Raw genomic sequence first — 26,720 nt, 5'->3', positions numbered from 1 at the left:
TCGGGCGACGCCAGTGCGCCGCAATGATTAAGCCTTTGCTGCCAGGCTCACTTCTTTTGCTACCCGTTCGGTAGCATCCGGGATGGCCGCCGCGCGCGCGCGTTCAGCCATCTCTAACAAGGTGTTGCGATCCCAGCTTGCCAGCGTGTCCGCGACCGCTTGTGCCGTAAACTGCGGCTGCTCGTAGATCTTCGCCGCGCCCGCTTTTTCCAGCGGCAGCGCGTTCCAGTACTGTTGGCGGTCTTTATGCTGGAACGGCACGAAAATCGCCGGCAACCCCGCTGCGGCAATTTCGCTAACCGTCAGCGCGCCGGAGCGGCACACCACCACGTCAGCCCACGCATAGGCTGCCGCCATATCGTCAATAAACTCGGTCACTTTATGCTGAGACTGACCGACATCGGCATAGGCTTGCTCAACGGTCTGTTGACCGCCTTTGCCGCTCTGGTGCCAGATAGTCACCGCATCGCCCAGACGTTGCGCCACCTGCGGCATCGTCTGGTTCAGAATGCGCGCGCCCTGCGAGCCACCGACCACCAGCACGCGAATCGGGCCATCGCGCCCGACCAGACGCTGTTCCGGCAGCGGCAGCGCCAGCACGTCGACACGCACCGGGTTACCGACCACTTCAGCGTTCGGGAATGCGCCTGGGAAGGCCTGCATCACTTTAGTGGCAATTTTCGCCAGCCACTTGTTGGTCAGCCCGGCAATGCCGTTCTGCTCGTGCAGTACCACCGGAATGCCCAGCGACCACGCCGCCAAACCGCCGGGGCCAGAAACATAGCCGCCCATTCCGAGCACGACGTCCGGCTTAAAGCGCTTCATGATCGCCCGCGCCTGACGCCAGGCGTTGAAAATACGCATCGGCGCCAGCAGCAGCGCCTTCACGCCCTTGCCGCGCAGACCGGAAATATGAATGAAATCAATCTCAATGCCGTGTTTCGGTACGAGGTCGGCTTCCATACGATCCGCGGTTCCCAGCCAGCGCACCTGCCAGCCCCGATCCATTAAATGGTGCGCAACCGCCAGCCCCGGGAACACGTGTCCACCGGTACCGCCAGCCATCACCATTAACCGCTTTGTTTGACCGCTCATCGAGAACCTCGGGTAAACGCCTGCGCTTTCTCCAGGCGTGTTTCATAATCAATTCGTAACAAGAACATAATGGCAGTCGACATAATCAGAAGACTGGAGCCACCGTAGCTGATCAGAGGCAGCGTCAGGCCTTTCGTCGGCAGCATACCGGCTGCCGCCCCTACGTTCACCAACGCCTGGAAACTGAACCACACGCCGATTGCGCAAGCCAGGAAACCAGAAAAACGTTGGTTAATCTCCAGCGCTTTGCGACCGATGGACATGGCGCGGAAAGCGACGAAGAATACCATTAAAAGTGCCAGTACCACACCGATATAACCCAATTCCTCACCGATGATGGCGAAGATGAAGTCGGTGTGCGCCTCCGGCAGGTACTCCAGTTTCTGTACCGAGTTGCCTAAGCCCTGCCCCCACATCTCGCCGCGGCCAAAGGCCATCAGCGACTGGGTTAACTGATAGCCGCTGCCGAACGGGTCTTCCCACGGGTTCCAGAAGGAAGTCACGCGGCGAATACGATACGGTTCGGCGAGGATCAGCAGCACCACCGCCGAGATCCCCATGCCGATAATGGCGATGAACTGCCACAGCTTGGCGCCGGCAAGGAACAGCATCGCCAGCGTCGTCACAAACAGCACCACCACGGTACCGAGGTCAGGCTGCGCCAGCAGTAAAATCGCCAGCACGAAAATCACGCCCATCGGCTTTAAGAAGCCGCGCAGGTTGTTGCGCACCTCGTCCGCTTTACGCACCAGATAGTTGGCGATATAGCAAAACAGCGACAGCTTGGTCAGCTCGGCGGGCTGAATACGCAGCGGACCGAGCGCAATCCAGCGCGATGCCCCGTTAACCGAACTCCCCACCACCAGTACAATCAGCAGCATGCAGATGGATGCAATCAGCATAAAGGTACTGTGGCGCTGCCAGAACGACATCGGCAAACGCAACGTGATCAGCGCCAGGCAGAAGGCCAGAATCAGGTACAGGCCATCACGTTTAGCGAACAGGAACGGATCGTTCGCCAGACGTTGCCCGACGGGCATGGACGCCGAAGTCACCATGATAAAACCAATCGCCGCGAGGCCGAGCGTCAGCCACAGCAGCGTGCGGTCGTACATAATCAGGCTATCGGTGTCTTTCTCCCGAGAACCCATCACCCAGCCCTTCAGCGCGGCGAACATCCAGCCAAACAGCCATGCGAAAATGCGCATGCCCGGCAAACGCGGCAGCCTCAGTTGAGGCAGTCTCAGGCGCGGGAGCGATAAACGCATCAACCTAACTCCTTCGCCAGGCGAGCAAACACGTCGCCGCGCTGCTCAAAGCTTTTGAACTGGTCAAGACTGGCGCAGGCCGGAGACAACAGCACCATGTCGCCCGCCTTCACCTGCGGTGCAATCAGGCGCATCGCTTCTTCCATGGTGTCGGTCTGAGTGGCGATTTCCGGACGCAGCGCAGCCAGTTCACCGCCGTCGCGGCCAAAGCAGTACAGACGAATGTTGTCGCCGGTCAGATAACGCTGCAGCGGCGCAAAGTCGGCAGATTTGCCGTCGCCGCCCAGCAGCAGATACAGCGTGCCCGCGACATGCAGGCCGTTTAATGCCGCTTCCGTGCTGCCAACGTTGGTGGCTTTAGAATCGTTAATCCAGCGCACGCCGTTATGCTCAAGCACAATCTGAAAGCGGTGAGCCAGCCCGCTAAAGGTGGTCAACGCTTTCAGGCTGGTCGCGCGCGGCAGGCCGACGGCATCTGCCAGCGCCAGCGCCGCCAGAGCGTTGCTGTAGTTATGCTGCCCGGTAAGCGGCATCTCTTTGACGTTCAATACTTTTTCACCTTTTACGCGCAGCCAGGTTTCGCCCTGCTGGCGGTTCAGGTGGTAATCGCCCACGTCAACGCCAAAGCTGACGCAGCGTTCGTCGGCACCGCGCACCGGCATGGTCAGGCCGTCGTCAGCGTTCACCACGCACACTTTGGCGTTTTCATAGACCTTCAGCTTGGCCGCGCGATACTGTTGCAGGCCCAGCGGGTAGCGGTCCATATGATCTTCGGTCACGTTGAGGATCGTGGCTGCCGCCGCGCGCAGGCTGGAAGTGGTTTCCAGCTGGAAGCTGGACAGTTCCAGTACATACAGTTCGCGGGCCGGATCCAGCAGCATCAGTGCAGGCAGGCCGATATTGCCGCCCACGCCGACGTTAACGCCCGCCGCTTTCGCCATTTCGCCAACCAGCGTGGTGACGGTGCTTTTGCCGTTGGAACCGGTGATCGCCACAATCGGCGCCTGCGCTTCACGGCAGAACAGCTCAATATCACCAACAATTTCAATACCAGCATCGGCAGCACGGCTTAGCGCCGGGTTTGCCAGCGCGATACCAGGGCTGGCGACGATCAGATCGGCCGCCATCAGCCAGTCTTCATTCAGCCCCCCCACATAACGTTCTACCGCTTCCGGCAGCTTATCCAGACCGGGCGGGGTTGCTCGGGTATCCATAACGCGCGGCGTGACGTTCTGCGCCAGGAAGAAATCCACGCAGGAGAGCCCGGTCAGTCCAAGACCAATGATGACGACGTTTTTACCCTGGTAATCTGCCATGATTAACGTACCTTCAGCGTTGCCAGGCCAATCAGCACCAGCATCAGCGAAATAATCCAGAAGCGCACGATCACGCGCGGCTCCGGCCAACCTTTCAATTCATAGTGGTGGTGAATCGGCGCCATACGGAAGATGCGCTGACCGCGCAGCTTGAAGGAGCCCACCTGCAGGATCACCGACAGGGTTTCCACCACGAAGACGCCGCCCATGATCACCAGCAGGAACTCCTGACGCAGCAGCACGGCGATAATACCCAGCGCGCCGCCCAGCGCCAGTGAGCCCACGTCGCCCATAAAGACCTGTGCCGGATAGGTGTTGAACCACAGGAAGCCTAAGCCCGCGCCGACAATCGCCGTACAGACGATCACCAGCTCGCCCGCATGACGCAGGTAAGGAATGTGTAAGTAGCTGGCAAAGTTCATGTTACCGGTCGCCCACGCCACCAGCGCAAAACCCGCCGCGACGAAGACGGTTGGCATGATCGCCAGGCCATCAAGCCCATCGGTCAGGTTGACCGCGTTACCCGTCCCGACAATCACGAAGTAGGCCAGCAGGATGTAGAGCAGACCCAGTTGCGGCATCACGTCTTTAAAGAACGGCACCACCAACTCGGTGGCTGGCGTATCTTTACCGGCCAGATACAGCGCAAAAGCCACGCCCAGCGCAATCACCGACATCCAGAAGTACTTCCAGCGGGCGATCAGCCCTTTGGTGTCTTTGCGTACCACTTTGCGGTAGTCATCGACAAAACCGATAATGCCGTAACCAATCAGCACCGTCAGCACGCACCAGACGTACGGGTTAGACGGATAGGCCCACAGCAGTACAGACACCGTAATCGCGGTGAGGATCATGATCCCACCCATCGTCGGCGTACCGCGTTTACTGAAGTGAGATTCCGGACCGTCGTTACGCACGACCTGGCCGAACGACATTTTTTGCAAGCGGGCGATCATCCGCGGGCCCATCCACAGTGAGATGAACAGCGCGGTCAGCAGGCTGACGATGGCGCGAAACGTCAGATAGGAAAAGACGTTAAAGCCGGAATAATATTTGACCAGATGTTCGGCCAGCCACACTAACATGTCCCGTTCTCCTGTACAGCGCGTACGACCTGTTCCATGGCGGCACTGCGTGATCCTTTCACCAGAATGGTGATCGTTTTATGTTCATTAATAAGCGATTTCAGACGCGCAATCGCCGAGTCTTTCTCGGTGAAGTGCTCCCCTGCCCCGCTTGCCGTGCTAATCGCCTGGCTTAATTTGCCAACGCTCAGCACACGGTCGATACCCGCCGCTTTCGCCGCTTCGCCGACCTGGATGTGGCACGCTTCACTCTCAGCGCCCAGCTCTGCCATATCGCCCACCACCAGCACGCGGTAGCCCGGCATTTCGGACAGCACCTGTACCGCAGCGGTCATCGAGCCGACATTCGCATTGTAGGAGTCGTCTAACAGCAGCTGGCTCTCCGTCAGGTGAATCGGGAACAGACGCCCCGGCACCGCTTTCAGCTGCGCCAACCCGGCTTTTACCGCGTTGAGATCAGCGCCCACCGCCGTAGCCAGCGCGGTCGCTGCCAGCGCATTGGCGATGTTGTGACGACCCGGTAAAGGCAGCAGTACGTCCACGCTGCCCTTCGGCGTATTGAGCGTGAATTCGGTACCTTGCGAGGTTATACGCACGTTGGCGGCGCTAAAGTCGCTGCCCGCCGCATTCGGAGAGAAGCGCCATACGGTACGGTCGCCAATCACCTGCTGCCAGTTGGCCCAGTCGTTGTTATCCGCGTTCAGAATTGCGATACCGTTTTCCGGCAGCCCGGTAAAGATCTCGCCCTTGGCTTTCGCTACGCCTGCCAGCGAGCCGAAGCCCTCAAGGTGCGCAGCCGCCAGGTTGTTCACCAGCGCCGCTTCCGGACGGGTCAGGCTGACGGTCCAGGCGATTTCGCCCTGATGGTTGGCGCCCAGTTCAATCACCGCATACTGATGCTCTGCCGTCAGGCGCAGTAATGTCATCGGCACGCCGATGTCATTATTTAGGTTGCCTGCGGTATAAAGCGTGTTGCCGCACTGGCTGAGGATCGCCGCGGTCATCTCTTTAACCGAGGTTTTACCGGAGGAACCGGTCAGCGCGACCACGCGCGCTGGCACCTGCTGACGAACCCAGGCCGCCAGTTCGCCAAAGGCGAGGCGGGTATCGCTCACCACCAGCTGCGGCAGGTCAATATCCAGCTTGCGGCTGACCAGCAGCGCACCCGCGCCGCCGTCTTTGGCGGTTTGCGCAAAATCGTGCGCGTCAAAACGTTCGCCCTTCAGCGCCACAAACAGGCAACCTGGGGTTAATTTACGCGTGTCGGTCGTGACATCGGCAATCAGACGATCGTCGCCATGCAGTTCGCCGCGCAGAATGTCGGCCAGTTGCTTCAACGTGACGTTAATCATGCCACCACTCCCAGCAGACGGGCTGCGGTCACGCGGTCGGAATAGTCGAGACGATGGTTGCCAACGATTTGATAATCTTCGTGGCCTTTACCGGCCAGCAGCACCACGTCGCTCTCTTTAGCCTGCATGATGGCGTTGGTCACCGCTTCCGCGCGGCCTTCCATCACTTTCGCATGCCCGGCATCGACCATCCCGGCCAGAATATCGTTGATAATCGCGCGCGGCTCTTCGGTACGCGGATTGTCATCGGTGACGACGGCGACGTCGGCAAACTCTTCGGCAATCGCCCCCATCAGCGGACGTTTGCCCTTATCGCGATCGCCGCCGCAGCCAAAGACGCACCACAGCTTGCCCGTACAGTGCAGACGCGCGGCCTGCAAGGCTTTCTCCAGCGCATCCGGGGTGTGGGCGTAATCGACCACCACCGTAGGTTTACCCGGCGCGCTAAACACTTCCATACGCCCGCAGACAGGCTGTAAGCGCGACGCGGTTTTCAGCAGGTCGCTCAGGGAATAGTCCAGCGCCAGTAGCGTAGCCAGCGCCAGCAGCAGATTGCTGACGTTAAAGGCGCCCATCAGACGGCTTTCAATTTCGCCTTCGCCCCAGCTGGAGTCAAAGTGAATGGTCGCGCCGCTGTCGTGGTAGTTCACGGCGGTGGCTTTCAGCCAGCGGCCATGACAATTCGGATTAATATGGTCTTCCATCGACACCGCCACCGCATCCGGCAGACGGCTGAGCCAACGACGGCCCACCTCGTCATCGGCGTTAACAATCGCCTGGCCGCAGTGGTGCGTGGAATACAGCAGCCATTTCGCGGCTTCGTAGTGCTCCATATCACCATGATAATCAAGGTGATCGCGACTCAGGTTGGTGAACACGGAGGCGGCAAATTTAAGTGCCGCAACACGATGCTGGACCAGGCCATGGGACGATACTTCCATCGCCGCCATCGTTGCGCCTTCGGCCACCAGGCCGGAGAGCACATGCTGAACATCAACCGCCGAACCGGTGGTGTTTTCCGTCGGGATCGCTTTGCCCAGCAGGCCATTGCCTACCGTGCCCATCACCGCGCTGGTTTCGCCCAGCAGTTGGCACCACTGTGCGATTAGCTGCGTGGTGGTGGTTTTACCGTTGGTACCGGTCACGCCCACCAGACGCAGGCTGTCGGACGGTTCATGATAAAAACGCCCGGCTAGCGCCGATAAGCGTTCGTTTAACTGGCTGAGGTAAATAACCGGCACGCCGTGCATTTCACGGATTTCACCGTCGGTCGCTTCATCTTTTGCCTCGGCGACAATCGCAGCAACACCCTGCGCAATTGCCTGCGGGATATAACGACGCCCGTCCGCCTGATGACCCACTACCGCTACGAACAGATCGCCCGATGCAGCCACACGGCTGTCGAGCGTCATCTCTCGCAGTACTCGCTCCGGTGCATTTGGCACCCACGGAGCAAGAAGGTCGCGCAAATTACGATCTGCCACCTGATCCCTCGCCTTGATTTGTCACAAATTCACTCTTATCGCCCGTTGCCAGCGCATCCGGCTCAATGTTCATCGTGCGCAGTACGCCGCCCATGATGGCACCAAACACCGGCGCAGAAACGGCGCCACCGTAGTATTTACCCGCCTGCGGGTCGTTGATGACCACCACCAGCGCAAAGCGCGGCTGGCTGGCTGGCGCGACGCCCGCGGTGTAAGCAATGTATTTGTTGATATAGCGCCCGTCCGGACCGACTTTTTTCGCCGTACCGGTTTTAATCGCAATACGGTAGCCTTTGATCGCCGCCTTCACGCCGCCGCCGCCAGGCAGCGCCACGCTTTCCATCATATGAACGACGGTGCGAACGATGGATTCCGGGAACACGCGCTCGCCGGGAACCGGCGGGTCAACTTTGGTTATCGACAGCGGACGGTAGATCCCATAGCTGCCAATCGTTGCGTAGACACGCGCTAACTGTAACGGCGTTACCATTAGCCCGTAGCCGAAAGAGAAGGTGGCCCTCTCTATGTCAGACCACCGTTGTTTTTGAGGATATAAGCCACTGCGTTCTCCGACCAACCCCAAATTGGTCGCTTTTCCCAGCCCAAAACGTGAGTAAGTATCTACTAACGCTGAGGACGGCATCGCTAACGCCAGCTTGGAAACACCAACGTTACTCGACTTCTGTAGTACCCCGGTCAGGGTCAATTCGCTGTAGCGCGCCACGTCTTTGATTTCGTGGCCGTTAATACGGTATGGGATGGTGTTCAGCACGGTATTTTCGCGCACCACGCCGCGCTGAAGCGCGGTCATCACCACCATCGGTTTCACCGTAGAACCCGGTTCAAACACGTCGGTGATAGCCCGGTTACGCATGGTGTCTTTGGCCGTGCCGGTAAAGTTGTTCGGGTTGTAAGACGGGCTGTTGGCCATTGCCAGCACTTCGCCGGTGTTCACGTCGACCAGCACGGCGCTACCGGATTCCGCTTTGTTAAACGCCACTGCGTTATTCAGCTCACGGTACACCAGCGCCTGCAGGCGTTCATCAATGCTCAACGCCAAGTTGTGCGCCGCCTGGCTGTCAGTCGAGGAGATATCTTCAATGACCCGGCCATAGCGGTCTTTACGGACAATACGTTCGCCCGGCTGGCCGGTTAACCATTTGTCGAAACTCTTCTCAACCCCTTCAATCCCCTGGCTATCGACGTTGGTGAAGCCGATGAGGTGAGCAGTCACTTCACCTGACGGGTAGTAACGGCGGGACTCTTCACGCAGATAAATCCCCGGCAGCTTCAGCTTTTTGATGTAGTCGGCCATATCAGGGTTTACCTGACGAGCCAGATAGATAAAGCGCATACGCGGGTTGGTGTTGATGCGGTTAGCCAGCTGATCGAGCGGCATATTCAGGGCATCGGCCAGCGCCTTCCAGCGGTTGTTTAGCACCACGCCACCCGCTTCGTGCAGCTCTTTCGGGTCAGCCCAGATGGCTTTTACCGGCACGCTCACCGCCAGCGGACGCCCGGAGCGGTCAGTAATCAAACCGCGAGAAGTCGAGACCTGCTGGACGCGTAAAGAGCGCATGTCACCCTCGCGCACCAGCTTATCAGGGGCAATAATTTGCAACCAGGCCGCGCGTCCAAGCAGGAACGCGAGCGCCATAAAAATACAGCCGCAAAGCAACGCAAAACGCCAACTGATAAAGTTGGCCTGTTCTTCCTGACGTTTTGGCTTAAGCGTTTTTGCCGCCGGTTTCATGCGTTGCAATAATCCTTATTTCTGAACAACAATGTTTTCTTTTGATGGATCAACATGTTGCATCTGCAACTTTTCAGTAGCAATACGTTCGACGCGGCTGTGATCGCCGAGAGCATTCTCTTCGAGGATCAGGTTTCGCCATTCAATATCTAACGCATCGCGCTCCAGCACCAACTGCTCTCGTTGGGCCGTTAACAGGCGGGTATGGTGGGCGGTTGTTACCACCGTCACCGCCGTCACAATAATGCAAATGAACAGACAGAGTGGCAGCTTCCCAAACTGCAAAAGGTCGTCGCGAATTACGCCAGGCAAGGCATGACGTTCGCCATTTCCTAACGACCCGGTTACTTTGCTCAGGGCCTCTGTCACTCTGCCGATCATGCGTTCGTCCTCTCTGCAATACGCAGAACTGAACTACGAGCTCGTGGATTTTCAGCCACTTCTTCTTCGCCCGGCATCAACTTGCCTAACGCTCGTAAATGACGGCCACCCAGTTTCCTGAGTTGCTCTTCGGTCATCGGGATCCCCGCCGGAACCTGTGGACCGCGGCTCTGCTCACGCATAAAGCGCTTCACGATGCGGTCTTCCAGCGAATGGAAGCTGATAATGGAAAGCCGCCCACCCGGGGCCAGCACGCCAAGCGAGCTTTTTAGCGCCAGCTCTATCTCCTCCAGCTCACTGTTCACCCAAATACGCACCGCCTGGAAGGTACGGGTTGCGGGGTGTTTGAATTTGTCTTTCACCGGCATCGCGGCGGCGATCACTTCCGCCAGCTCTTTGGTGCGGGTCATCGGTTCCACGCGGTTGCGCTCAACGATGGCGCGGGCAATACGTTTACCAAAGCGCTCTTCGCCGAAGGTTTTAATCACCCAGGCGATATCCGCTTCTTCTGCCGTTTGCAGCCATTCAGCGGCAGACTGGCCGCGAGTTGGGTCCATACGCATGTCCAGCGGGCCATCGCGCATAAACGAGAAACCGCGCTCGGCATCGTCAAGCTGCGGTGAAGAAACGCCAAGATCGAGAAGAATCCCGTCGATCTTACCAACGAGATCGCGCTCGGCGACGTAGTCCGCCAGCGCAGAGAAAGGGCCATGCACGATGGAAAAACGCGGATCGTCGATGGTCTTCGCCACCGCAATCGCCTCAGGATCGCGATCGATCGCAATCAGGCGCCCCTGCTCGCCAAGCTGCGAGAGGATCAGGCGCGAGTGACCACCGCGACCAAAGGTGCCATCAATATAGATACCGTCCGGACGGATATTCAGGCCGTTAACCGCCTCGTCCAGCAGTACCGTGGTGTGTTTAAAGTTTTCCATCATATTTATAAGGACAAATCCTGCAATCGCTCCGACAGCGCCCCTGAAGCAGATTGCTCAGCGTCGATATCTTCCTTGACCCGTTGATACCAGGCCGTCTCATCCCACAGTTCAAACTTGTTGAACTGCCCGACCAGCATCACTTCTTTGGTCAATCCGGCGTGTTGCCGTAAAACCGGCGCGATTAACAACCGCCCGGCATTATCCATCTGACATTCGCTGGCATGCCCTAGCAGCAGCCGCTGCACGCGGCGCTCAACGGGATTCATGCTCGACAAACGCGATAGCTTTTGCTCGATAATTTCCCATTCGGGCAGAGGATAAAGCAGCAGGCAGGGGTGATGGATGTCAATGGTACAAACCATTTGACCGGTAGCGCTCTCGATCAACGTGTCCCGATATCGGACAGGAACGGCTAAACGCCCTTTGTTGTCAAGATTGACTAACGTTGCCCCTCGGAACATGCCAGCCTCACCCCTTATTACCACTTTAACCCACAAATTCCCACTCAAAGGAGTTTACGGAGCAGAGGAAAAGCTTGTCAAGCCAGCATGAATGCCAACAGAGTCCAAAATACCGCTATTTAAGGCCGACAATAGCTCTGATTAAAAATTATCCAACAGACGAGGCAAATTAACGTCATGAATACCCGCAAGAAAAATACAAAGGGATTCACATCACGTTAACGCGACTAAATATCATCAAAAGAATATATAAAGTGTCAGTTTGCGACGCGAGCGGCATTTTAGGACATTATGATGCGCGTTAACAGTCCTCTGTGGCGCGCCCCGAAGGGGAATGACGTTCTGCTGGCTCGCCCATTCTGGTAGGGGAGTTGAGAAGTGTTTGTTATTTCGGCAATCCGCACGGCGAATGTAACAAAATAATACACAAATAATATATTTTTACTTTGTGTTCACAATAATAAGCACGGAAGGGGGACAAATGAGGCGTATTAAATAGAGTGCTAACCAAAAATGAGGAATAATCTGAATATCCACATAAGAATTAAGTTTTATGTAATGGAGGCGACATTTCGCCGCCCCATCATGAAAAACTTATCGGCGGCTCAGGCTACCGCGACGATACAGGTTACGACGAATACGGCTCAAACCGGGTTTTGGCTTACGCGGTTCATCGAGGCTCGCCAGCACAATCTCCAGCACGCGTTCTGCCACATCGCGGTGACGCTGGGCAACCGCAAGTACCGGACACTGCAGGAAATCAAGCAGCTCATTATCGCCGAAGGTGGCAATCGCCAGATTAGTCGGCAGCTTACCCTCACGGCGCAACGTCACATCCATCACGCCCTGTAACAGCGCAAAAGACGTGGTAAACAGCGCCTCTGGCATCGGGTGGGTCTCAAGCCATTTCTCGAACAGCTGCGCCGAGGCTTCACGTTCATAGCTATTGGCATAGAGGAAATGTACCTCACGCGGATCGTCTTTCCAGGCGGTACGGAAGCCCTGCTCGCGCAGATAGCTGACCGACAGCTCCGGCAGCGCGCCGAGATAAAGCACGGTTTCAGCCGGGAAGGTACGCAACTCGGCGGCGAGCATTTCTGCGTCATCCTGGTCGGCACCCACAACGCTGGTGAAATGTTCGCGGTCAAGGGCACGGTCGAGTGCGACAATCGGGAACGCGTCGTTCGCCCAGCGCTGATAGAACGGATGCTCCGGCGGCAGCGAGGTAGAGACAATGATCGCATCAACCTGACGCTGCAGCAGATGCTCAATGCAGCGCATCTCGTTATCCGGCTGATCTTCCGAGCAGGCAATCAGCAACTGATAGCCGCGCTGGCGCGCCTGACGCTCAAGATAGTTGGCGATGCGGGTATAGCTGGTGTTTTCCAGATCCGGGATAACTAACCCGATAGAACGCGTGCGTCCTGCACGCAGCCCGGCGGCGACCGCGTTAGGATGGTAGTTGTGCTCACGCACGACGGCCATCACCTTTTCGACAGTTTTATCACTGACGCGGTACTGCTTCGCTTTACCGTTAATCACATAGCTGGCGGTGGTTCGGGAAACACCGGCAAGCCGGGCGATCTCATCCAGTTTCACAATTGCCCCTTGCTTTATAAGTATAATCCGTAACATCTAAACGCAGAATGATCCGATCGGCAATAGGTTTTGTTCGCACTTATTGCTGATTTCGCAAAAAAAAGCCCGACTTCAGGCCGGGCTACGATTAAGCGATGAGTTGTAGGCCGGATCAGCGAAGCGCCATCCGGCAGAACCGCGCAAGTTGCCGGATGGCGGCGTAAACGCCTTATCCGGCTTACCGTTGCTGGTTACGGCTTCAGGACAACACGATTAACGCATAATCTTATCGCCGCGCGACAAACCGACCACGCCGGAGCGTGCTACTTCAACAATTCTTGCGACATCGCGCAGCGAGGCGAGGAACGCATCCAGCTTGTCGCTGGTGCCCGCCAGTTGGACGGTATAGAGCGACGGCGTGACGTCGATAATCTGCCCACGGAAAATCTCCGTATTCCGCTTCACTTCGTCACGGCCATAGCCGCTGGCCTGTACCTTCACCAGCATGATTTCACGCTCAACATGTGCGCCCTGCCCCAGCTCATTGACCCGCAGCACGTCCACCAGCTTATGCAGCTGTTTTTCAATCTGCTCAATGGTTTTCTCATCGCCGACGGTCTGAATGGTCATGCGCGACAACGTTGGGTCATCGGTAGGTGCAACGGTCAGGCTCTCAATGTTGTAGCCGCGTTGCGAGAAAAGCCCAATCACGCGCGACAGCGCCCCGGACTCGTTTTCCAGCAGTACAGATAATATCCGGCGCATAATCAGGTTCTCTCCGTTTTGCTCAGCCACATCTCGTCCATTGCCCCGCCGCGAATCTGCATCGGGTAGACATGTTCGCTACCGTCGACGGCGACGTCGACAAACACCAGGCGATTATTGCGCACCTGCTCCAGCGCCTCAGCGAGCTTGCTCTCCAGCTCGTCCGGACGCGTAATGCGAATACCAACATGCCCGTAAGCTTCAGCCAGGCGCACAAAGTCTGGCAGCGACTGCATATAGGACTGAGAATGACGCCCGGAGTAAATCATGTCCTGCCACTGTTTCACCATCCCCAGATAGCCATTATTCAGGTTCAACACCAGCACCGGCAGCTCATATTGCAGCGCGGTCGACAGCTCCTGAATGTTCATCTGGATGCTGCCATCGCCAGTCACGCAAATGACGGTTTCTTCCGGCAGCGCCATTTTGACGCCCAGCGCAGCGGGAAGGCCAAAGCCCATGGTGCCCAGACCGCCGGAGTTGATCCAACGACGCGGCTTATCAAACGGGTAGTACAGCGCGGCAAACATCTGATGCTGCCCAACGTCGGACGTCACGTAGGCGTCGCCCTGGGTCAGTTTCCAGACGGTTTCGACCACCGCCTGGGGCTTAATTTGTTCGCTCTTATCGTCATACTTCAGGCAGTGACGGGCGCGCCACTGTTCAATCTGCTGCCACCAGTCGCGAATATCATCCAGCGGCTGGGCGACGCTTTCTTGATCCAGCAACTCCAGCATTTGATCGAGCACCAGACCTGCGTCACCGACGATCGGAATATCCGCCGGTACCGTTTTGGAGATCGACGTCGGATCGATATCAATGTGCAGTACAGTGGCATCCGGGCAGTACTTCGCGAGGTTATTGGTGGTGCGATCGTCAAAGCGCACCCCAACGGCGAAGATCACGTCAGAATGATGCATGGTCATGTTGGCTTCATAGGTACCGTGCATCCCCAGCATACCTAACGCCTGACGATGGGTGGCCGGGAAGCCGCCGAGCCCCATTAATGAAGAGGCTACCGGCAGGTTCAGTTTTTCAATCAACGTACGCAGCTGTGCGTGGCACTCGGCGTTAACCACCCCGCCGCCGACGTATACCACCGGTTTTTTCGCCGCAATCAGCGTTTGCAGCGCACGCTTAATCTGCCCTTTATGGCCCGTAGTCGTTGGGTTGTAAGAGCGCATGCTGACCGCATCCGGCCAGACGTACGGCAGTTTATTCGCCGGGTTGAGGATATCTTTCGGCAGGTCGACAACGACCGGTCCCGGACGACCGCTGGCCGCCAGCCAGAAAGCTTTCTTCAGCACAGCGGGAATATCTTCGGTCTGTTTCACCAGGAAGCTGTGCTTCACCACCGGACGGGAGATCCCGACCATGTCGCACTCCTGAAACGCATCATAGCCAATCAGCGAAGTGGCCACCTGACCGGAAAGCACCACCAGCGGGATGGAGTCCATATAGGCCGTTGCAATCCCGGTGATGGCGTTCGTCGCCCCCGGGCCAGAGGTGACCAGCACTACTCCCACTTCACCGGTCGCGCGCGCCAGGCCGTCAGCCATGTGCACCGCCGCCTGTTCGTGGCGAACCAGTACGTGATCGATGCCGCCGACCGTATGCAGCGCGTCATAAATATCGAGGACCGCGCCCCCCGGGTAGCCAAATACCTGCTTTACGCCCTGATCGATTAACGATCGGACGACCATCTCGGCTCCTGACAACATCTCCATGATTTGCCTCCAGGCTTCTCTTTCTTGATGACCGGGGAAATCATTTTCCGACGGTCATGCGTCGACGGCGCGTCAGCCATCCACCGGCGCTGAATTAAGGTCACGACCTAACATAACCGCTCGCCACCAGGCAGGCAATTCACCCATCCGGCGTAGGTGCAGTACCCAAAAGAGAAAAAATAAAGAGAAAAGGGAAAATGATGGTGGATTACTTCATCGATAAGAAAAGGAGGACGTAGATACTCGGGCGAATGACATCATTACAGCAAAACCTGCATTTTTCACTTTCTCACCGCGCCGCGCCAGGGACAACAACAGAACAATATTCTACTTTTAGCTTGATAGACAAGATAAGCAGAATGCTAATGCATTCTGCTTATTGCCAGAGGCTATTGCGGACGGCAAGCATTGACCAGCAGCTCTTCCATCCACTGGTGACCTTTATCACGGCCCGCCGCCTCATGCCAGGAAAGGTAGCAGGTACGGCTATTTAGCTTCATCGGAAGCGGTAATACCTGCAAGTGAAGCTGCTCGGAAAACTCTTCCGCCAGGCGGCGCGGCGCGATGGCGACCAGATGGGTTTGAGAAACCACATTTAATACGCTGACCAGCGCCATGCCCTGATAGGCAATACGGCTTTGTTTATCCACCGAGTCATACCACGGTTGGCTAAATGACGCATAGCGATCCAGCGAAACCACCGCGTGCTCTTCCTGATAAATTTGAGATTCCGAAACCGGACCGTTAATGCGAGGATGCGTCTTACTGACCACGAGCACCATTTCGTCATTAAATAAAGGGACACACGCAAATTCCGGGCGGCGAAACTCTTCGTATCCCAGGACAAATTCGATTTCCTGGTAACGTAGCTGATGCTCAGTGTTTTGGTTTAAGGATGATTTAAACACCATGTGAATATGTGGTGCGACTTCATTCACCTTATTTAAGATAATAGACGTCAGATAATTATCCAGCGGACTGCAAACACAAAGATTAAATACCCGTTCGCTGCTCAACGGCTCAAAACCCGAACCTGGCAATTCATTTTGCACCAACTGCAGCGCCTGACGAATGGAGCCGAACAGCTGGAAAGCGCGAGCGGTAGGCTGGATGCCGCGGCCGTAGCGAACGAACAGCTCGTCGTTAAACATCACCTTCAAACGCGCCACGGCGTTGCTGACCGCGGGCTGGGACATGCCAAGCATATGCGCGGCACGGGTAATATTTTGCTCCTGCATCACCGCATCAAATACGGTCAGTAGATTTAAATCGACCATTCGAAGCTGCGGTTTGGTTCCTTCATTAACAGAGACTCGCTGCTTCTCCGGCGCGCTAATTACGCTCTCAGACTCCATTGTCATACAAAACTCCCTTTACAGAATCGCAGTAATATATTGAGGCTATATGATTTACCATGCATATAAAATCCAAAAAAGAGAATTAAATAAAAATAGGAATATATAAAGATGCATAAGAGTGAATTTCCCAAAGAAAATCACCCTTAATTTATATCACCAAGCTAATGGTAGATAGTTTACCCATAGATTAGACGAATATACAACAGACAGAAAAAGACACATTAAATTAAGCATTATTAAATTGTTTTATTTTTGATACTGTCAAAATTAACATTCTGGTAGCAGAAATAGTGTTTTATCTTCACAGGCGGTGAGCTATCAAACAATAAAACCAACATTATCAAATTGATAGGTTAAACACGAAAACGTGACCAACTCATGATAAGTTGCGATTAATCATGTGAATATGCGACAAAATATTAAAACCATGAACAACCTAAGAAAACGATATTCTATAAAGTGAGACACTCGTCAGCACAATTAGCTAATTTACCCGTTTCCTTTCCCCCCTTCCTTTGTCCTCTTTTCTTCACTCAGGGTTGACATCAGAAAGCATATCCAGTACCACTAAAAGCATATCGAATTCATCTGGAGAATGATGACATGTTCCGTACCACTCGCTTCAACGGCCTACTACTACTAAACGCCTCTTCTGTGCGCGGTAGGCTGGTGTGCGACGTTCAACGTTAAGTCATCATCAGTTAAACGAAAAACCCGCGCCGCTGCGCGGGTTTTTTTATGCTCGTAGCAAGGCGCCCCAAGTTAACCAAGGACCTAAACCATGAGCCAGCAAGTCATTATTTTTGATACGACCTTACGTGATGGTGAACAGGCATTGCAGGCAAGCCTGAGCGTGAAAGAGAAACTGCAGATTGCTTTTGCCCTCGAGCGTATGGGCGTTGACGTGATGGAAGTCGGGTTTCCGGTCTCTTCTCCGGGCGATTTTGAATCCGTACAAACCATCGCGCGCAACATTAAAAACAGCCGCGTCTGTGCGCTGGCTCGCTGCGTAGAGGCGGATATTGACGTTGCCGCCGAGTCATTAAAAGTGGCTGAAGCGTTCCGTATTCATACTTTTATTGCCACCTCGCCGATGCATATCGCGACCAAGCTGCGCAGCACGCTGGATGAAGTGATTGAACGTGCGGTCTATATGGTGAAACGGGCGCGCAACTATACCGACGACGTTGAGTTCTCCTGCGAAGATGCTGGCCGTACTCCAATTGATCAGCTGGCTCGCGTGGTTGAAGCCGCCATTAACGCCGGAGCCACCACCATCAACATTCCAGATACCGTCGGCTATACCCTGCCATTTGAATTCTCCAACATCATTACCGGCCTGTACGAACGCGTACCAAACATCGATAAAGCGATTATCTCCGTACACACCCACGACGATCTGGGCATGGCGGTGGGTAACTCGCTGGCCGCAGTCCACGCGGGTGCTCGTCAGGTTGAAGGCGCGATGAACGGCATCGGTGAGCGCGCGGGTAACTGCTCGCTGGAAGAGGTCATCATGGCGATTAAAGTGCGCAAAGACATTATGAAAGTGCACACCGCGATTAACCATAACGAAATCTGGCGCACCAGCCAGACCGTCAGCCAGATCTGCAACATGCCGATTCCGGCCAACAAAGCCATCGTCGGTACCGGCGCCTTCGCCCACTCTTCCGGCATCCACCAGGACGGCGTGCTGAAGAACCGCGAAAACTACGAAATCATGACCCCGGAATCCATCGGTCTGAACCAGGTACAGCTGAACCTGACCTCCCGCTCTGGCCGCGCTGCCGTGAAGCACCGCATGGAAGAGATGGGCTACAAAGATACCGACTACAACATGGACCACCTGTACGACGCGTTCCTGAAGCTGGCGGACAAAAAAGGCCAGGTCTTCGATTACGATCTGGAAGCGCTGGCGTTCATCAACAAGCAGCAGGAAGAGCCAGAGCATTTCCGCCTGGATTACTTCAGCGTGCAGTCCGGCTCCAGCGATATCGCTACCGCGTCCGTGAAGCTGGCCTGTGGTGAAGAAACCAAGGCAGAAGCCGCTAACGGTAACGGCCCGGTCGATGCGATTTACCAGGCGATTAACCGTATCACCGGCTACGACGTCGAGCTGGTGAAATATGACCTGAACGCCAAAGGCCAGGGCAAAGACGCGCTGGGTCAGGTCGATATCGTCGTTAACTATAACGGTCGCCGCTTCCACGGCGTTGGCCTGGCGACGGATATCGTCGAATCCTCCGCCAAAGCGATGGTGCACGTGCTGAACAATATCTGGCGCGCCGCCGAAGTCGAAAAAGAATTGCAACGCAAGATCAAGAATAAAGAAAACAACAAGGAAACCGTGTGATGTCGAAGAATTATCATATTGCTGTGTTACCAGGTGACGGAATTGGCCCGGAAGTCATGGCACAGGCATTGAAAGTCCTGGAAGCCGTGCGTCAACGTTTTGACATGCGCATTACCACCAGCCACTACGACGTGGGTGGTATCGCCATCGATCGCCACGGCGAACCACTGCCGCAGGCAACCGTCGACGGCTGCGACCAGGCCGACGCTATTCTGTTTGGTTCCGTGGGCGGCCCAAAATGGGAAAACCTGCCGCCGAACCAGCAGCCGGAGCGCGGTGCGCTGCTGCCGCTGCGTAAACACTTCAAGCTGTTCAGCAACCTGCGTCCGGCGAAGCTGTACCAGGGTCTGGAAGAGTTCTGCCCGCTGCGCGCCGACATCGCCGCTAACGGCTTCGATATCCTGTGCGTGCGCGAACTGACCGGCGGCATTTACTTCGGCCAGCCGAAGGGTCGCGAAGGCAGCGGTCAGCACGAGAAGGCGTTTGATACCGAGGTATATCACCGCTTCGAGATCGAGCGTATCGCCCGTATCGCGTTTGAATCTGCACGTAAGCGTCGTCACAAAGTGACCTCCATTGATAAATCTAACGTGCTGCAGTCCTCCATTCTGTGGCGTGAAATCGTCAGTGAAATCGCTAAAGAGTACGCGGACGTTGAGTTGGCGCACATGTACATCGACAACGCCACCATGCAGCTGATTAAAGACCCGTCACAGTTTGACGTCGTGCTGTGTTCTAACCTGTTCGGCGACATCCTCTCCGACGAGTGCGCGATGATCACCGGCTCCATGGGCATGCTGCCGTCCGCCAGCCTGAACGAAGAAGGCTTTGGCCTGTATGAACCTGCGGGCGGCTCCGCGCCGGATATCGCCGGCAAGAACATCGCCAACCCGGTGGCGCAGATCCTGTCGCTGGCGCTGCTGCTGCGCTATAGCCTGGACGCCAACGATGCGGCCACCGCCATTGAAAGCGCCATCAATCGCGCGCTGGAAGAAGGCGTACGTACCCGTGATTTAGCCCGCGGCGGCGCGGCGGTCAGCACCGATGAAATGGGCGATATCATTGCCCGCTATGTTGCCGAAGGGGTGTAACCATGGCGAAGACCTTATACGAGAAGTTGTTTGATGCCCACGTGGTCTATGAAGCGCCTAACGAAACGCCGCTGCTGTATATCGACCGCCATCTGGTACACGAAGTGACCTCGCCGCAGGCGTTTGACGGCCTGCGTGCGCACAACCGCCCGGTGCGTCAGCCGGGTAAAACTTTCGCCACCATGGATCACAACGTCTCCACGCAGACCAAAGACATCAACGCCTCCGGCGAGATGGCGCGTATCCAGATGCAGGAGCTGATTAAGAACTGCAACGAGTTCGGCGTCGAACTGTATGACCTGAATCACCCATATCAGGGTATCGTGCACGTCATGGGGCCGGAACAGGGCGTCACCCTGCCGGGGATGACTATCGTCTGCGGCGACTCCCACACCGCCACCCACGGCGCATTTGGCGCGCTGGCATTCGGTATCGGCACCTCGGAAGTGGAGCACGTACTGGCCACGCAGACCCTGAAACAGGGTCGCGCCAAAACCATGAAGATTGAAGTGAACGGCAAAGCCGCGCCGGGCATCACCGCTAAAGACATCGTGCTGGCGATTATCGGTAAAACCGGTAGCGCTGGCGGCACCGGTCACGTGGTGGAATTCTGCGGTGAGGCGATTCGCGACCTGACCATGGAAGGCCGCATGACCCTGTGCAACATGGCGATTGAACTGGGCGCGAAAGCGGGCCTGGTCGCACCGGATCAGACCACCTTCAACTATGTCGAGGGCCGTCTGCACGCACCGAAAGGCAAAGATTTTGACGACGCGGTCGCCTACTGGAAAACCCTGCAAACGGATGAAGGCGCCACTTTCGACAGCGTCGTCACCCTGCAAGCGGAAGAGATTGCGCCGCAGGTCACCTGGGGGACTAACCCAGGCCAGGTTATCTCCGTAAATGACAACATTCCGGATCCGGCCTCGTTCAACGATCCGGTCGAGCGCGCCAGCGCCGAAAAAGCATTGGCTTACATGGGCCTGAAGCCGGGGATCCCGCTGACCGATGTGGCGATCGATAAAGTCTTTATCGGATCCTGCACCAACTCACGCATTGAAGATCTGCGCGCGGCGGCGGAAATCGCCAAAGGCCGTAAAGTGGCGCCTGGCGTGCAGGCGCTGGTAGTGCCAGGCTCCGGCCCGGTGAAAGCGCAGGCGGAAGCGGAAGGTCTGGATAAGATCTTTATCGAAGCTGGTTTTGAATGGCGTCTGCCGGGCTGCTCGATGTGCCTGGCGATGAATAATGACCGCCTGAATCCTGGCGAGCGCTGCGCCTCCACCAGCAACCGTAACTTTGAAGGCCGTCAGGGCCGCGGTGGTCGTACGCACCTGGTGAGCCCGGCGATGGCGGCAGCGGCCGCGGTAACCGGCCATTTCGCCGACATTCGTAGCATGAAATAAGGAAACCATCATGGCAGAGAAATTTACCCAACATACGGGACTGGTGGTGCCGCTGGATGCCGCGAACGTCGATACCGATGCCATCATCCCGAAGCAGTTTTTGCAGAAGGTGACCCGCACCGGCTTTGGCGCGCACCTGTTTAACGACTGGCGCTTCCTCGACGACAAAGGCGAGCAGCCGAACCCCGAGTTCGTGCTGAACTTCCCGGAATACAAAGGGGCGTCGATTCTGCTGGCGCGCGAAAACTTCGGCTGCGGCTCATCCCGTGAGCACGCGCCGTGGGCGCTGACCGACTACGGTTTTAAAGTGGTGATAGCGCCGAGCTTCGCCGACATCTTCTACGGCAACAGCTTCAACAACCAGCTGCTGCCGGTGACGTTAAGTGACGCGCAGGTCGATGAGCTGTTCAAGCTGGTACAGGCGAACCCGGGCATTAAATTTGAAGTGGATCTGGAAGCGCAGGTGGTGAAAGCGGGCGATAAGTCGTACAGCTTTAAAATCGACGACTTCCGCCGCCACTGCATGCTCAACGGGCTGGACAGCATTGGCCTGACCTTGCAGCACGAAGACGCCATCTCGGCCTACGAGAACAAGCAACCGGCGTTTATGCAGTAATCTCTCCCGCTGGTCACCGCACGGTGGCCAGCCTCTTCTTCCCGCCTACAGCGTATCGCCGTAATAGATCTGGTAACCGAGGTTGACGCTGCCCGGCACATCTTTCCCGTTCAAGCGCTTAATCAGAATATCCGCTGCCGTTTTACCAATCTCAAAGCGCGGCGTAATCACGCTGGCAATTTTTTGCAGCCGCGCGCGGCCAATTTCCAGACCGTGGAAACCGGCAATCGCCATTTTTCCCGGCACGTCGAAGTGCTGCGCCTGACACTCCAGCAGCACGCCGACGGCAAGGTCATCGTTGGTACAGAAAATCGCGTCAATATCTGGTTTTTCCGCCATCGCCTGCTGGAACATCTTGCGGCCCAGCGTCACCGACGAAATCGTTTTTGGCGCCAGGTGGTACGCTTCCAGCCCCTGTGCCGCCAGCGCTTTCTCGGTGCCGCGAAAACGGCTGAGATCGCGAGGGTCATCCATCGAACCAAAGAACGCAATGCTGCGCTTGCCGCTGTCGATAAAGGCCTGCGTCATTTCGTACGCCGCTTTTTCGTTATCAAAGCCAACCTGAATATCCAGATACTGGCCGCTAATATCCATCAGCTCCGCCACCGGAACGCCGCTGGCGCGCACGTACTGTACCATCCGTTCGGTATGCAGTTTTCCCGTGAGGATCAGGCCGTCGATATTGTAGGAGAGCAGGTTCAGCACCTCACGCTCCTCGCGCTCGGCGTCGTATTCGTAGTTAGCGATCAGCGTCTGGTACTGGCAGGCCGAGGTGACGGATTCAATCCCCGCCAGCACGTCGGCAAAGATCTGATTACGGAACGAAGGGATTAGCACGCCAATGGTTTTGCTGCGGGCGTTGAGCAGAATTTCCGGGGCGCGGTTGGGAATGTAGTTGTTCTCTTCCATGACTTTCGAAATCAATTCGCGGCTGCGCTGCGACACCTGATTCGGGTCACGCAGATAACGGCTGACCGTCATCTTATTCAGCCCGGCCAGCGCGGCAATATCCTGTAATGTCATCCGATTGTTTTTCATGAGGTTCTCTACGACCAACAGCCCATTATGCTCGCAGAGAACCTTATCACAGCCGGTTAGCGACTGCACTCCTCCCTCAACCTTAACGCGTTGCCATCTCAGCCGACGGCGAGGTGGCTTCATTTTGCGCGCGAACGCAGTACATCAGCACCACCGACGCCAGCAGGGCGATCGCCATAAAGGTGTAGGAGACGCCCGGCCCGCCGGTCACGCCGTTGAGGTAACCCACCAGCCACGCGCCGAGGAAGGCCCCTAACGCGCCAAAGCTGTTAATCATCCCCATCGATACGCCGGAGACATTACGCGGCAACAGTTCGGGGATCAGCGCAAAGAACGGCCCATAAGGCGCATACATACAGGCGGCGGCCACGACCAGCAGCGCGTAGGAGAGCCAGAAAGATTGGTTGCCCAGCATCCACGAGGCGAAGAACGCAATGGCGGCAATCAACAGCAGCGGCCAGATAAACAGCTTACGGTTCTGGAATTTATCGGATAGCCAGGAGACGGTGAGCATCAGGCAGATCGCTGCCAGGTACGGCACCGCCGCCAGCCAGCCCACCGCCACGATATCCATCTGCGCCGCGTTTTTGAGAATTGACGGCATCCACATCATGAAGCCATACACCCCAATGCTCCACAGCGCGTGTACCGCGCAAAGCATAATGACACTACGCGAACGCATTGCTTCACCGTAGTTACGCATCGGCTTGATATCGCGCTGCTCGCGATCCATCGCCTGCTGTAACGCCTCTTTTTCCTGCGCGCTTAACCAACCCGCATCCGCCGGTTTATCGCGTACCAGAATCACCCAGCAAAACGCCCAAATCACCGCCGGAATGCCTTCGAAAATAAACATTTCACGCCAGCCCCAGGCTTCAATCAGGTAGCCGGAGACAATCGACATCCACAGCACCGTCACCGGGTTACCGAGAATCAAAAAGGTATTGGCGCGCGAACGTTCGGTTTTGGTAAACCAGTTGCTGATATAAATCAGCATCGCAGGCATTACCGCCGCCTCGACGATCCCAAGAATAAAACGGATCGCCATCAGCGTAGGGATATTGCTCACAAAGCCGGTCGCCGCGGCGCAGAGCCCCCAAAGGATCAGGCTGCAAAAGATCATTTTGCGCACGCTATGCTTAACGGCATACATCGCGCCCGGTACCTGGAAGAAGAAGTAGCCCAGGAAGAACAGCGCGCCAATTAACGATGCGGTTCCCTGAGTAATTCCTAAATCATGCTCAATACCGGCGGCAGCGGCAAAGCCGTAATTGGCGCGGTCGAGATAAGCTAAGCTGTAGGTAATAAAAATAATCGGCATTAAATACCACCAGCGACGCGCCGGCAGTTTTGCGAGCATATTCATACTCACTCCTTGGATTATTGTTTTATACACTTCATCCTTCAAGCTGCCTCCGCGTTGGCTGCGCTCATTCACCCCAGTCACGTACTTATGTACGCTCTTGGGGATTCATTCCCTTGCCGCCTTGATGCAACTTGAATGATTTTGTGTATATCTCTCAGGCCGCGCGTTGCGGCCCATTATTGATCAGACCGCGGCCAGCATGCCGCCGTCCACAAACAGAAGATGTCCATTAACAAAGTCAGAGGCCGGCGCGGCAAGATATACCGCCGCGCCAATCAGTTCTTCCGGCTTACCCCAGCGGGCGGCGGGCGTGCGCTGGAACAGCCAGGCGGAGAATGCCTCATCGTTAACCAGCGCGGTGGTCATGTCGGTGGCGAAATAACCGGGCGCAATACCGTTGACCTGAATATTGTATTCCACCAATTCCACGCACATCCCACGGGTTAACATTTTGACCGCGCCTTTTGACGCCGCGTACGGAGTAATAGTTTTGCGGCCTAACTCGCTCTGCATCGAGCAAATATTGATAATCTTCCCGCGGCGGCGTTGCACCATGTAGCGGGAAACCTGCTGCGACACCAGAAAGACCGATTTCTGGTTTACATCAATCACTTTGTCCCACTCCGCTTCCGGGAATTCAGTGAAAGGATAACGACGCTGGATACCGGCGTTGTTAATTAAAATATCAATGGCTCCCACTTCCCTTTCAATTTTCGCGATAGCGTGTGCCACCTCTTCCCCATTGGTCACGTCAAAACCATAGCCAACCGCGCGATAGCCTTCGGCCACCAGTTTCTCCGCCGCCGCCTGCGCGCGCTGCTGGGTGATGTCGTTAATCACAATCTCTGCACCATGTGCCGCCAGACCGCTGGCCAGCAGGTTGCCAATACCCTGCGCGGAGCCGGTAATCAGCGCGCGTTTACCGCTCAGGTCGAACAGGTTTTTCATTAAAAAACTCCTTTTTTGATAACTGTTACGCGTAACTGTATACGCGTAACAGTAGAAAAAAGAAGATCCAGGAAGAGGAAAATGATCGTTATGTGATCGAGTCGGCAATTACGCACAAGATGAGAACGTAGCGCAATTTTCATGTAACAAAGCAACATGTGAACTGGCTGGCATTTTTGACATCTATCACACTTTATAGTGAGCGCCATCATCAGGAGGAGTCATTTAACCATCATGGCATCGATTAAAGACGTCGCGAAAAAGGCCGGTGTATCGACCGCTACCGTGTCCAGAGTGCTCAATAATCACCCCAGCGTGATCCCGGAGACCCGCAAAGCGGTACGCGACGCAATGGATTATCTTTGCTACGTGCCAAACAAGAGTGCGTTTCAGCTCACTGGCAAATGTTCAGGGCTGATAGGCGTGGTGCTCCCTAATCTGGTCAACCCACACTTTTGTGAATTGCTGGCGACCTTCGAGGAAGAGGCTAGATATATCGGGAAATCGGTGATTGTGAAAACGCATCAGAATCAGCCACAGCAGGATAAACAGCTGCTGCAAACCCTGGTGGGGATGGGCATTGACGGCTTGCTGTGGGTGCCGACCGAAGCCGAAAGAGAACTGGCGGAATGGTTAACGATCACCAACATTCCGGTCGCGGTGGTCACCCAGGTTTCACGCTTTTTCAATTCGGTGTCGATTAACGAAAGCAAGGGCGCTGAGAGTATTGCCGAACATTTTATCCATACCGGGCATATCTCATTTGGCTTTATTGCCCAGGATGGCGTCGATAACAGAAAAGTCTCTGCTTATAGTAAAAAAATAACCCGCCATGGTTTAACCGTCGCCGACGAAAACCAGTTCTGGATACCGAAAGGCGAAGGGGAGAAAATATCTGAACATATCGCCACCCTTGATATCATCATTGAAAAACTGACGCAGCCGAATACCACCTGTTCCTGCCTGCTAATTTATAATGATGTGGCCGCTAACTATGTGATTGATGGACTCAAAAAGAAAGGCCTCTTGCTGCCACAAGATATTGCCATTGCGAGTTTCGATAATACGCTGCTGGCTCAAACCAAAAAAATAACCAGCGTCGCACAGCCTATTAATGAAATCGCCCACCTGGCGTTTCAAATGGTCAACCATAAAAAACAACAGGGCAATATAGAAATGTATGAAATTGTCTCTCGACTGATTATTCGCGAGAGCAGTGTCAATATTAATATAACGGCCCTATAAAATACTTATAACCCTCAGCACATTTAATTGTGCCGGGAATTTTATCGCTAAAATTATTTTATCTCTATCATCGGCCATCCCGGCCCATGTCGTTTATTT

General features: G+C 55.7%; 23 protein-coding genes. 6 read left to right on the top strand and 17 right to left on the bottom strand.

The features are described from left to right. Positions 1 to 27: 27 nt before the first annotated feature. From murG to leuO, 14 genes are all read right to left on the bottom strand, one after another. Entirely contained in the window at positions 28 to 1,095 is a 1,068-nt protein-coding gene (gene murG / locus M989_RS17640) for an undecaprenyldiphospho-muramoylpentapeptide beta-N-acetylglucosaminyltransferase (protein ID WP_064547435.1), read from the bottom strand. Then, entirely contained in the window at positions 1,092 to 2,363 is a 1,272-nt protein-coding gene (gene ftsW, locus M989_RS17635; RefSeq protein WP_064547433.1) for a cell division protein FtsW, read from the bottom strand. Before ftsW ends, murG begins: the two co-directional genes overlap by 4 nt. Next, positions 2,363 to 3,679, bottom strand: a complete 1,317-nt coding sequence (gene murD, locus M989_RS17630; RefSeq protein WP_064547431.1) for a UDP-N-acetylmuramoyl-L-alanine--D-glutamate ligase — start codon at positions 3,677 to 3,679, stop codon at positions 2,363 to 2,365. The genes ftsW and murD overlap by 1 nt, the downstream gene beginning before the upstream one ends. 2 nt (positions 3,680 to 3,681) lie before the next feature. Then, positions 3,682 to 4,764, bottom strand: coding sequence for a phospho-N-acetylmuramoyl-pentapeptide-transferase (gene mraY / locus M989_RS17625; RefSeq protein ID WP_064547429.1), 1,083 nt, complete (start codon positions 4,762 to 4,764; stop codon positions 3,682 to 3,684). After that, positions 4,758 to 6,116, bottom strand: a complete 1,359-nt coding sequence (murF, locus tag M989_RS17620; RefSeq protein WP_064547427.1) for a UDP-N-acetylmuramoyl-tripeptide--D-alanyl-D-alanine ligase — start codon at positions 6,114 to 6,116, stop codon at positions 4,758 to 4,760. Before murF ends, mraY begins: the two co-directional genes overlap by 7 nt. Further along, complete coding sequence (murE, locus tag M989_RS17615) at positions 6,113 to 7,600, bottom strand: UDP-N-acetylmuramoyl-L-alanyl-D-glutamate--2,6-diaminopimelate ligase (protein ID WP_064547425.1); 1,488 nt, start codon at positions 7,598 to 7,600, stop codon at positions 6,113 to 6,115. The genes murF and murE overlap by 4 nt, the downstream gene beginning before the upstream one ends. Continuing rightward, a complete protein-coding gene (locus tag M989_RS17610; RefSeq protein WP_064547423.1) occupies positions 7,587 to 9,353 on the bottom strand; it encodes a peptidoglycan glycosyltransferase FtsI in 1,767 nt (588 codons plus the stop codon). Before M989_RS17610 ends, murE begins: the two co-directional genes overlap by 14 nt. Positions 9,354 to 9,368: 15 nt before the next feature. Further along, positions 9,369 to 9,734 carry a cell division protein FtsL gene (ftsL, locus tag M989_RS17605; protein ID WP_035893020.1) on the bottom strand — a complete coding sequence of 122 codons (366 nt, stop codon included), beginning with the start codon at positions 9,732 to 9,734 and terminating at the stop codon, positions 9,369 to 9,371. Further along, positions 9,731 to 10,672 carry a 16S rRNA (cytosine(1402)-N(4))-methyltransferase RsmH gene (rsmH, locus tag M989_RS17600; RefSeq protein ID WP_064547421.1) on the bottom strand — a complete coding sequence of 314 codons (942 nt, stop codon included), beginning with the start codon at positions 10,670 to 10,672 and terminating at the stop codon, positions 9,731 to 9,733. The genes ftsL and rsmH overlap by 4 nt, the downstream gene beginning before the upstream one ends. A 2-nt stretch (positions 10,673 to 10,674) precedes the next feature. Continuing rightward, positions 10,675 to 11,133 (bottom strand): division/cell wall cluster transcriptional repressor MraZ, encoded by a 459-nt coding sequence (gene mraZ / locus M989_RS17595; protein WP_064547419.1) that lies wholly within the window; start codon positions 11,131 to 11,133, stop codon positions 10,675 to 10,677. A 594-nt stretch (positions 11,134 to 11,727) separates the two neighbouring features. After that, positions 11,728 to 12,732: a catabolite repressor/activator gene (gene cra, locus M989_RS17590; RefSeq protein ID WP_064547417.1), complete on the bottom strand. Its 1,005-nt coding sequence runs from the start codon at positions 12,730 to 12,732 to the stop codon at positions 11,728 to 11,730. 252 nt (positions 12,733 to 12,984) lie between these two features. Then, positions 12,985 to 13,476 (bottom strand): acetolactate synthase small subunit, encoded by a 492-nt coding sequence (ilvN, locus tag M989_RS17585; RefSeq protein ID WP_035893016.1) that lies wholly within the window; start codon positions 13,474 to 13,476, stop codon positions 12,985 to 12,987. A gap of 2 nt (positions 13,477 to 13,478) precedes the next feature. Further along, entirely contained in the window at positions 13,479 to 15,203 is a 1,725-nt protein-coding gene (gene ilvI / locus M989_RS17580; protein WP_064547415.1) for an acetolactate synthase 3 large subunit, read from the bottom strand. Between the two features lie 389 nt (positions 15,204 to 15,592). After that, positions 15,593 to 16,564 carry a transcriptional regulator LeuO gene (gene leuO, locus M989_RS17575; protein ID WP_064547414.1) on the bottom strand — a complete coding sequence of 324 codons (972 nt, stop codon included), beginning with the start codon at positions 16,562 to 16,564 and terminating at the stop codon, positions 15,593 to 15,595. A 600-nt stretch (positions 16,565 to 17,164) separates the two neighbouring features. Between leuO and leuL the strand changes: the two genes are divergently transcribed. The 5 genes from leuL to leuD all read left to right on the top strand — a co-directional run bounded on the left by leuL (position 17,165) and on the right by leuD (position 22,024). Further along, the gene (gene leuL, locus M989_RS26560) at positions 17,165 to 17,251 is read left to right on the top strand and encodes a leu operon leader peptide (RefSeq protein WP_100249930.1); all 87 of its coding nucleotides are present in this window, start codon (positions 17,165 to 17,167) and stop codon (positions 17,249 to 17,251) included. 91 nt (positions 17,252 to 17,342) lie between these two features. After that, complete coding sequence (leuA, locus tag M989_RS17570) at positions 17,343 to 18,914, top strand: 2-isopropylmalate synthase (RefSeq protein WP_064547412.1); 1,572 nt, start codon at positions 17,343 to 17,345, stop codon at positions 18,912 to 18,914. After that, positions 18,914 to 20,005: a 3-isopropylmalate dehydrogenase gene (leuB, locus tag M989_RS17565; RefSeq protein ID WP_064547410.1), complete on the top strand. Its 1,092-nt coding sequence runs from the start codon at positions 18,914 to 18,916 to the stop codon at positions 20,003 to 20,005. Before leuA ends, leuB begins: the two co-directional genes overlap by 1 nt. A 2-nt stretch (positions 20,006 to 20,007) precedes the next feature. Further along, positions 20,008 to 21,408, top strand: a complete 1,401-nt coding sequence (gene leuC, locus M989_RS17560; RefSeq protein WP_064547409.1) for a 3-isopropylmalate dehydratase large subunit — start codon at positions 20,008 to 20,010, stop codon at positions 21,406 to 21,408. Between the two features lie 10 nt (positions 21,409 to 21,418). Beyond that, positions 21,419 to 22,024: a 3-isopropylmalate dehydratase small subunit gene (leuD, locus tag M989_RS17555; protein ID WP_064547407.1), complete on the top strand. Its 606-nt coding sequence runs from the start codon at positions 21,419 to 21,421 to the stop codon at positions 22,022 to 22,024. A gap of 45 nt (positions 22,025 to 22,069) precedes the next feature. Here the strand turns inward: leuD and idnR are convergent, their stop codons facing one another. From idnR to idnO, 3 genes are all read right to left on the bottom strand, one after another. Further along, positions 22,070 to 23,062, bottom strand: coding sequence for a DNA-binding transcriptional regulator IdnR (idnR, locus tag M989_RS17550; RefSeq protein WP_064547496.1), 993 nt, complete (start codon positions 23,060 to 23,062; stop codon positions 22,070 to 22,072). Positions 23,063 to 23,144: 82 nt separating this feature from the next. After that, the gene (locus M989_RS17545) at positions 23,145 to 24,428 is read right to left on the bottom strand and encodes an MFS transporter (RefSeq protein WP_064547405.1); all 1,284 of its coding nucleotides are present in this window, start codon (positions 24,426 to 24,428) and stop codon (positions 23,145 to 23,147) included. A 183-nt stretch (positions 24,429 to 24,611) separates the two neighbouring features. Next, positions 24,612 to 25,376 carry a gluconate 5-dehydrogenase gene (gene idnO, locus M989_RS17540; protein ID WP_064547403.1) on the bottom strand — a complete coding sequence of 255 codons (765 nt, stop codon included), beginning with the start codon at positions 25,374 to 25,376 and terminating at the stop codon, positions 24,612 to 24,614. A gap of 234 nt (positions 25,377 to 25,610) precedes the next feature. On the opposite strand from idnO, the gene M989_RS17535 reads away from it, so the two are divergent. Next, the gene (locus M989_RS17535; protein WP_064547401.1) at positions 25,611 to 26,621 is read left to right on the top strand and encodes a LacI family DNA-binding transcriptional regulator; all 1,011 of its coding nucleotides are present in this window, start codon (positions 25,611 to 25,613) and stop codon (positions 26,619 to 26,621) included. Positions 26,622 to 26,720: the final 99 nt, after the last annotated feature.

The organism is Kluyvera georgiana ATCC 51603 (genome assembly GCF_001654985.1).
Classification (GTDB): Bacteria; Pseudomonadota; Gammaproteobacteria; order Enterobacterales; family Enterobacteriaceae; genus Kluyvera; species Kluyvera georgiana.
Note: the sequence above shows the minus strand (reverse complement) of the source record. Positions and strands in the feature narration are given on the sequence as shown.

Excerpts from the sequence above, each read along its gene's own strand:
- mraY (WP_064547429.1), bottom strand. The coding sequence starts at position 4,764 with ATGTTAGTGTGGCTGGCCGAACATCTGGTCAAATATTATTCCGGCTTT.
- leuD (WP_064547407.1), top strand. The coding sequence starts at position 21,419 with ATGGCAGAGAAATTTACCCAACATACGGGACTGGTGGTGCCGCTGGAT.
- ilvN (WP_035893016.1), bottom strand. The coding sequence starts at position 13,476 with ATGCGCCGGATATTATCTGTACTGCTGGAAAACGAGTCCGGGGCGCTG.
- ilvI (WP_064547415.1), bottom strand. The coding sequence starts at position 15,203 with ATGGAGATGTTGTCAGGAGCCGAGATGGTCGTCCGATCGTTAATCGAT.
- leuL (WP_100249930.1), top strand. The coding sequence starts at position 17,165 with ATGTTCCGTACCACTCGCTTCAACGGCCTACTACTACTAAACGCCTCT.
- M989_RS17535 (WP_064547401.1), top strand. The coding sequence starts at position 25,611 with ATGGCATCGATTAAAGACGTCGCGAAAAAGGCCGGTGTATCGACCGCT.
- M989_RS17610 (WP_064547423.1), bottom strand. The coding sequence starts at position 9,353 with ATGAAACCGGCGGCAAAAACGCTTAAGCCAAAACGTCAGGAAGAACAG.
- leuO (WP_064547414.1), bottom strand. The coding sequence starts at position 16,564 with ATGACAATGGAGTCTGAGAGCGTAATTAGCGCGCCGGAGAAGCAGCGA.
- murD (WP_064547431.1), bottom strand. The coding sequence starts at position 3,679 with ATGGCAGATTACCAGGGTAAAAACGTCGTCATCATTGGTCTTGGACTG.
- murG (WP_064547435.1), bottom strand. The coding sequence starts at position 1,095 with ATGAGCGGTCAAACAAAGCGGTTAATGGTGATGGCTGGCGGTACCGGT.
- ftsW (WP_064547433.1), bottom strand. The coding sequence starts at position 2,363 with ATGCGTTTATCGCTCCCGCGCCTGAGACTGCCTCAACTGAGGCTGCCG.
- M989_RS17545 (WP_064547405.1), bottom strand. The coding sequence starts at position 24,428 with ATGAATATGCTCGCAAAACTGCCGGCGCGTCGCTGGTGGTATTTAATG.
- leuC (WP_064547409.1), top strand. The coding sequence starts at position 20,008 with ATGGCGAAGACCTTATACGAGAAGTTGTTTGATGCCCACGTGGTCTAT.
- idnO (WP_064547403.1), bottom strand. The coding sequence starts at position 25,376 with ATGAAAAACCTGTTCGACCTGAGCGGTAAACGCGCGCTGATTACCGGC.
- murF (WP_064547427.1), bottom strand. The coding sequence starts at position 6,116 with ATGATTAACGTCACGTTGAAGCAACTGGCCGACATTCTGCGCGGCGAA.
- leuA (WP_064547412.1), top strand. The coding sequence starts at position 17,343 with ATGAGCCAGCAAGTCATTATTTTTGATACGACCTTACGTGATGGTGAA.
- idnR (WP_064547496.1), bottom strand. The coding sequence starts at position 23,062 with ATGAAAAACAATCGGATGACATTACAGGATATTGCCGCGCTGGCCGGG.
- ftsL (WP_035893020.1), bottom strand. The coding sequence starts at position 9,734 with ATGATCGGCAGAGTGACAGAGGCCCTGAGCAAAGTAACCGGGTCGTTA.
- rsmH (WP_064547421.1), bottom strand. The coding sequence starts at position 10,672 with ATGATGGAAAACTTTAAACACACCACGGTACTGCTGGACGAGGCGGTT.
- leuB (WP_064547410.1), top strand. The coding sequence starts at position 18,914 with ATGTCGAAGAATTATCATATTGCTGTGTTACCAGGTGACGGAATTGGC.
- mraZ (WP_064547419.1), bottom strand. The coding sequence starts at position 11,133 with ATGTTCCGAGGGGCAACGTTAGTCAATCTTGACAACAAAGGGCGTTTA.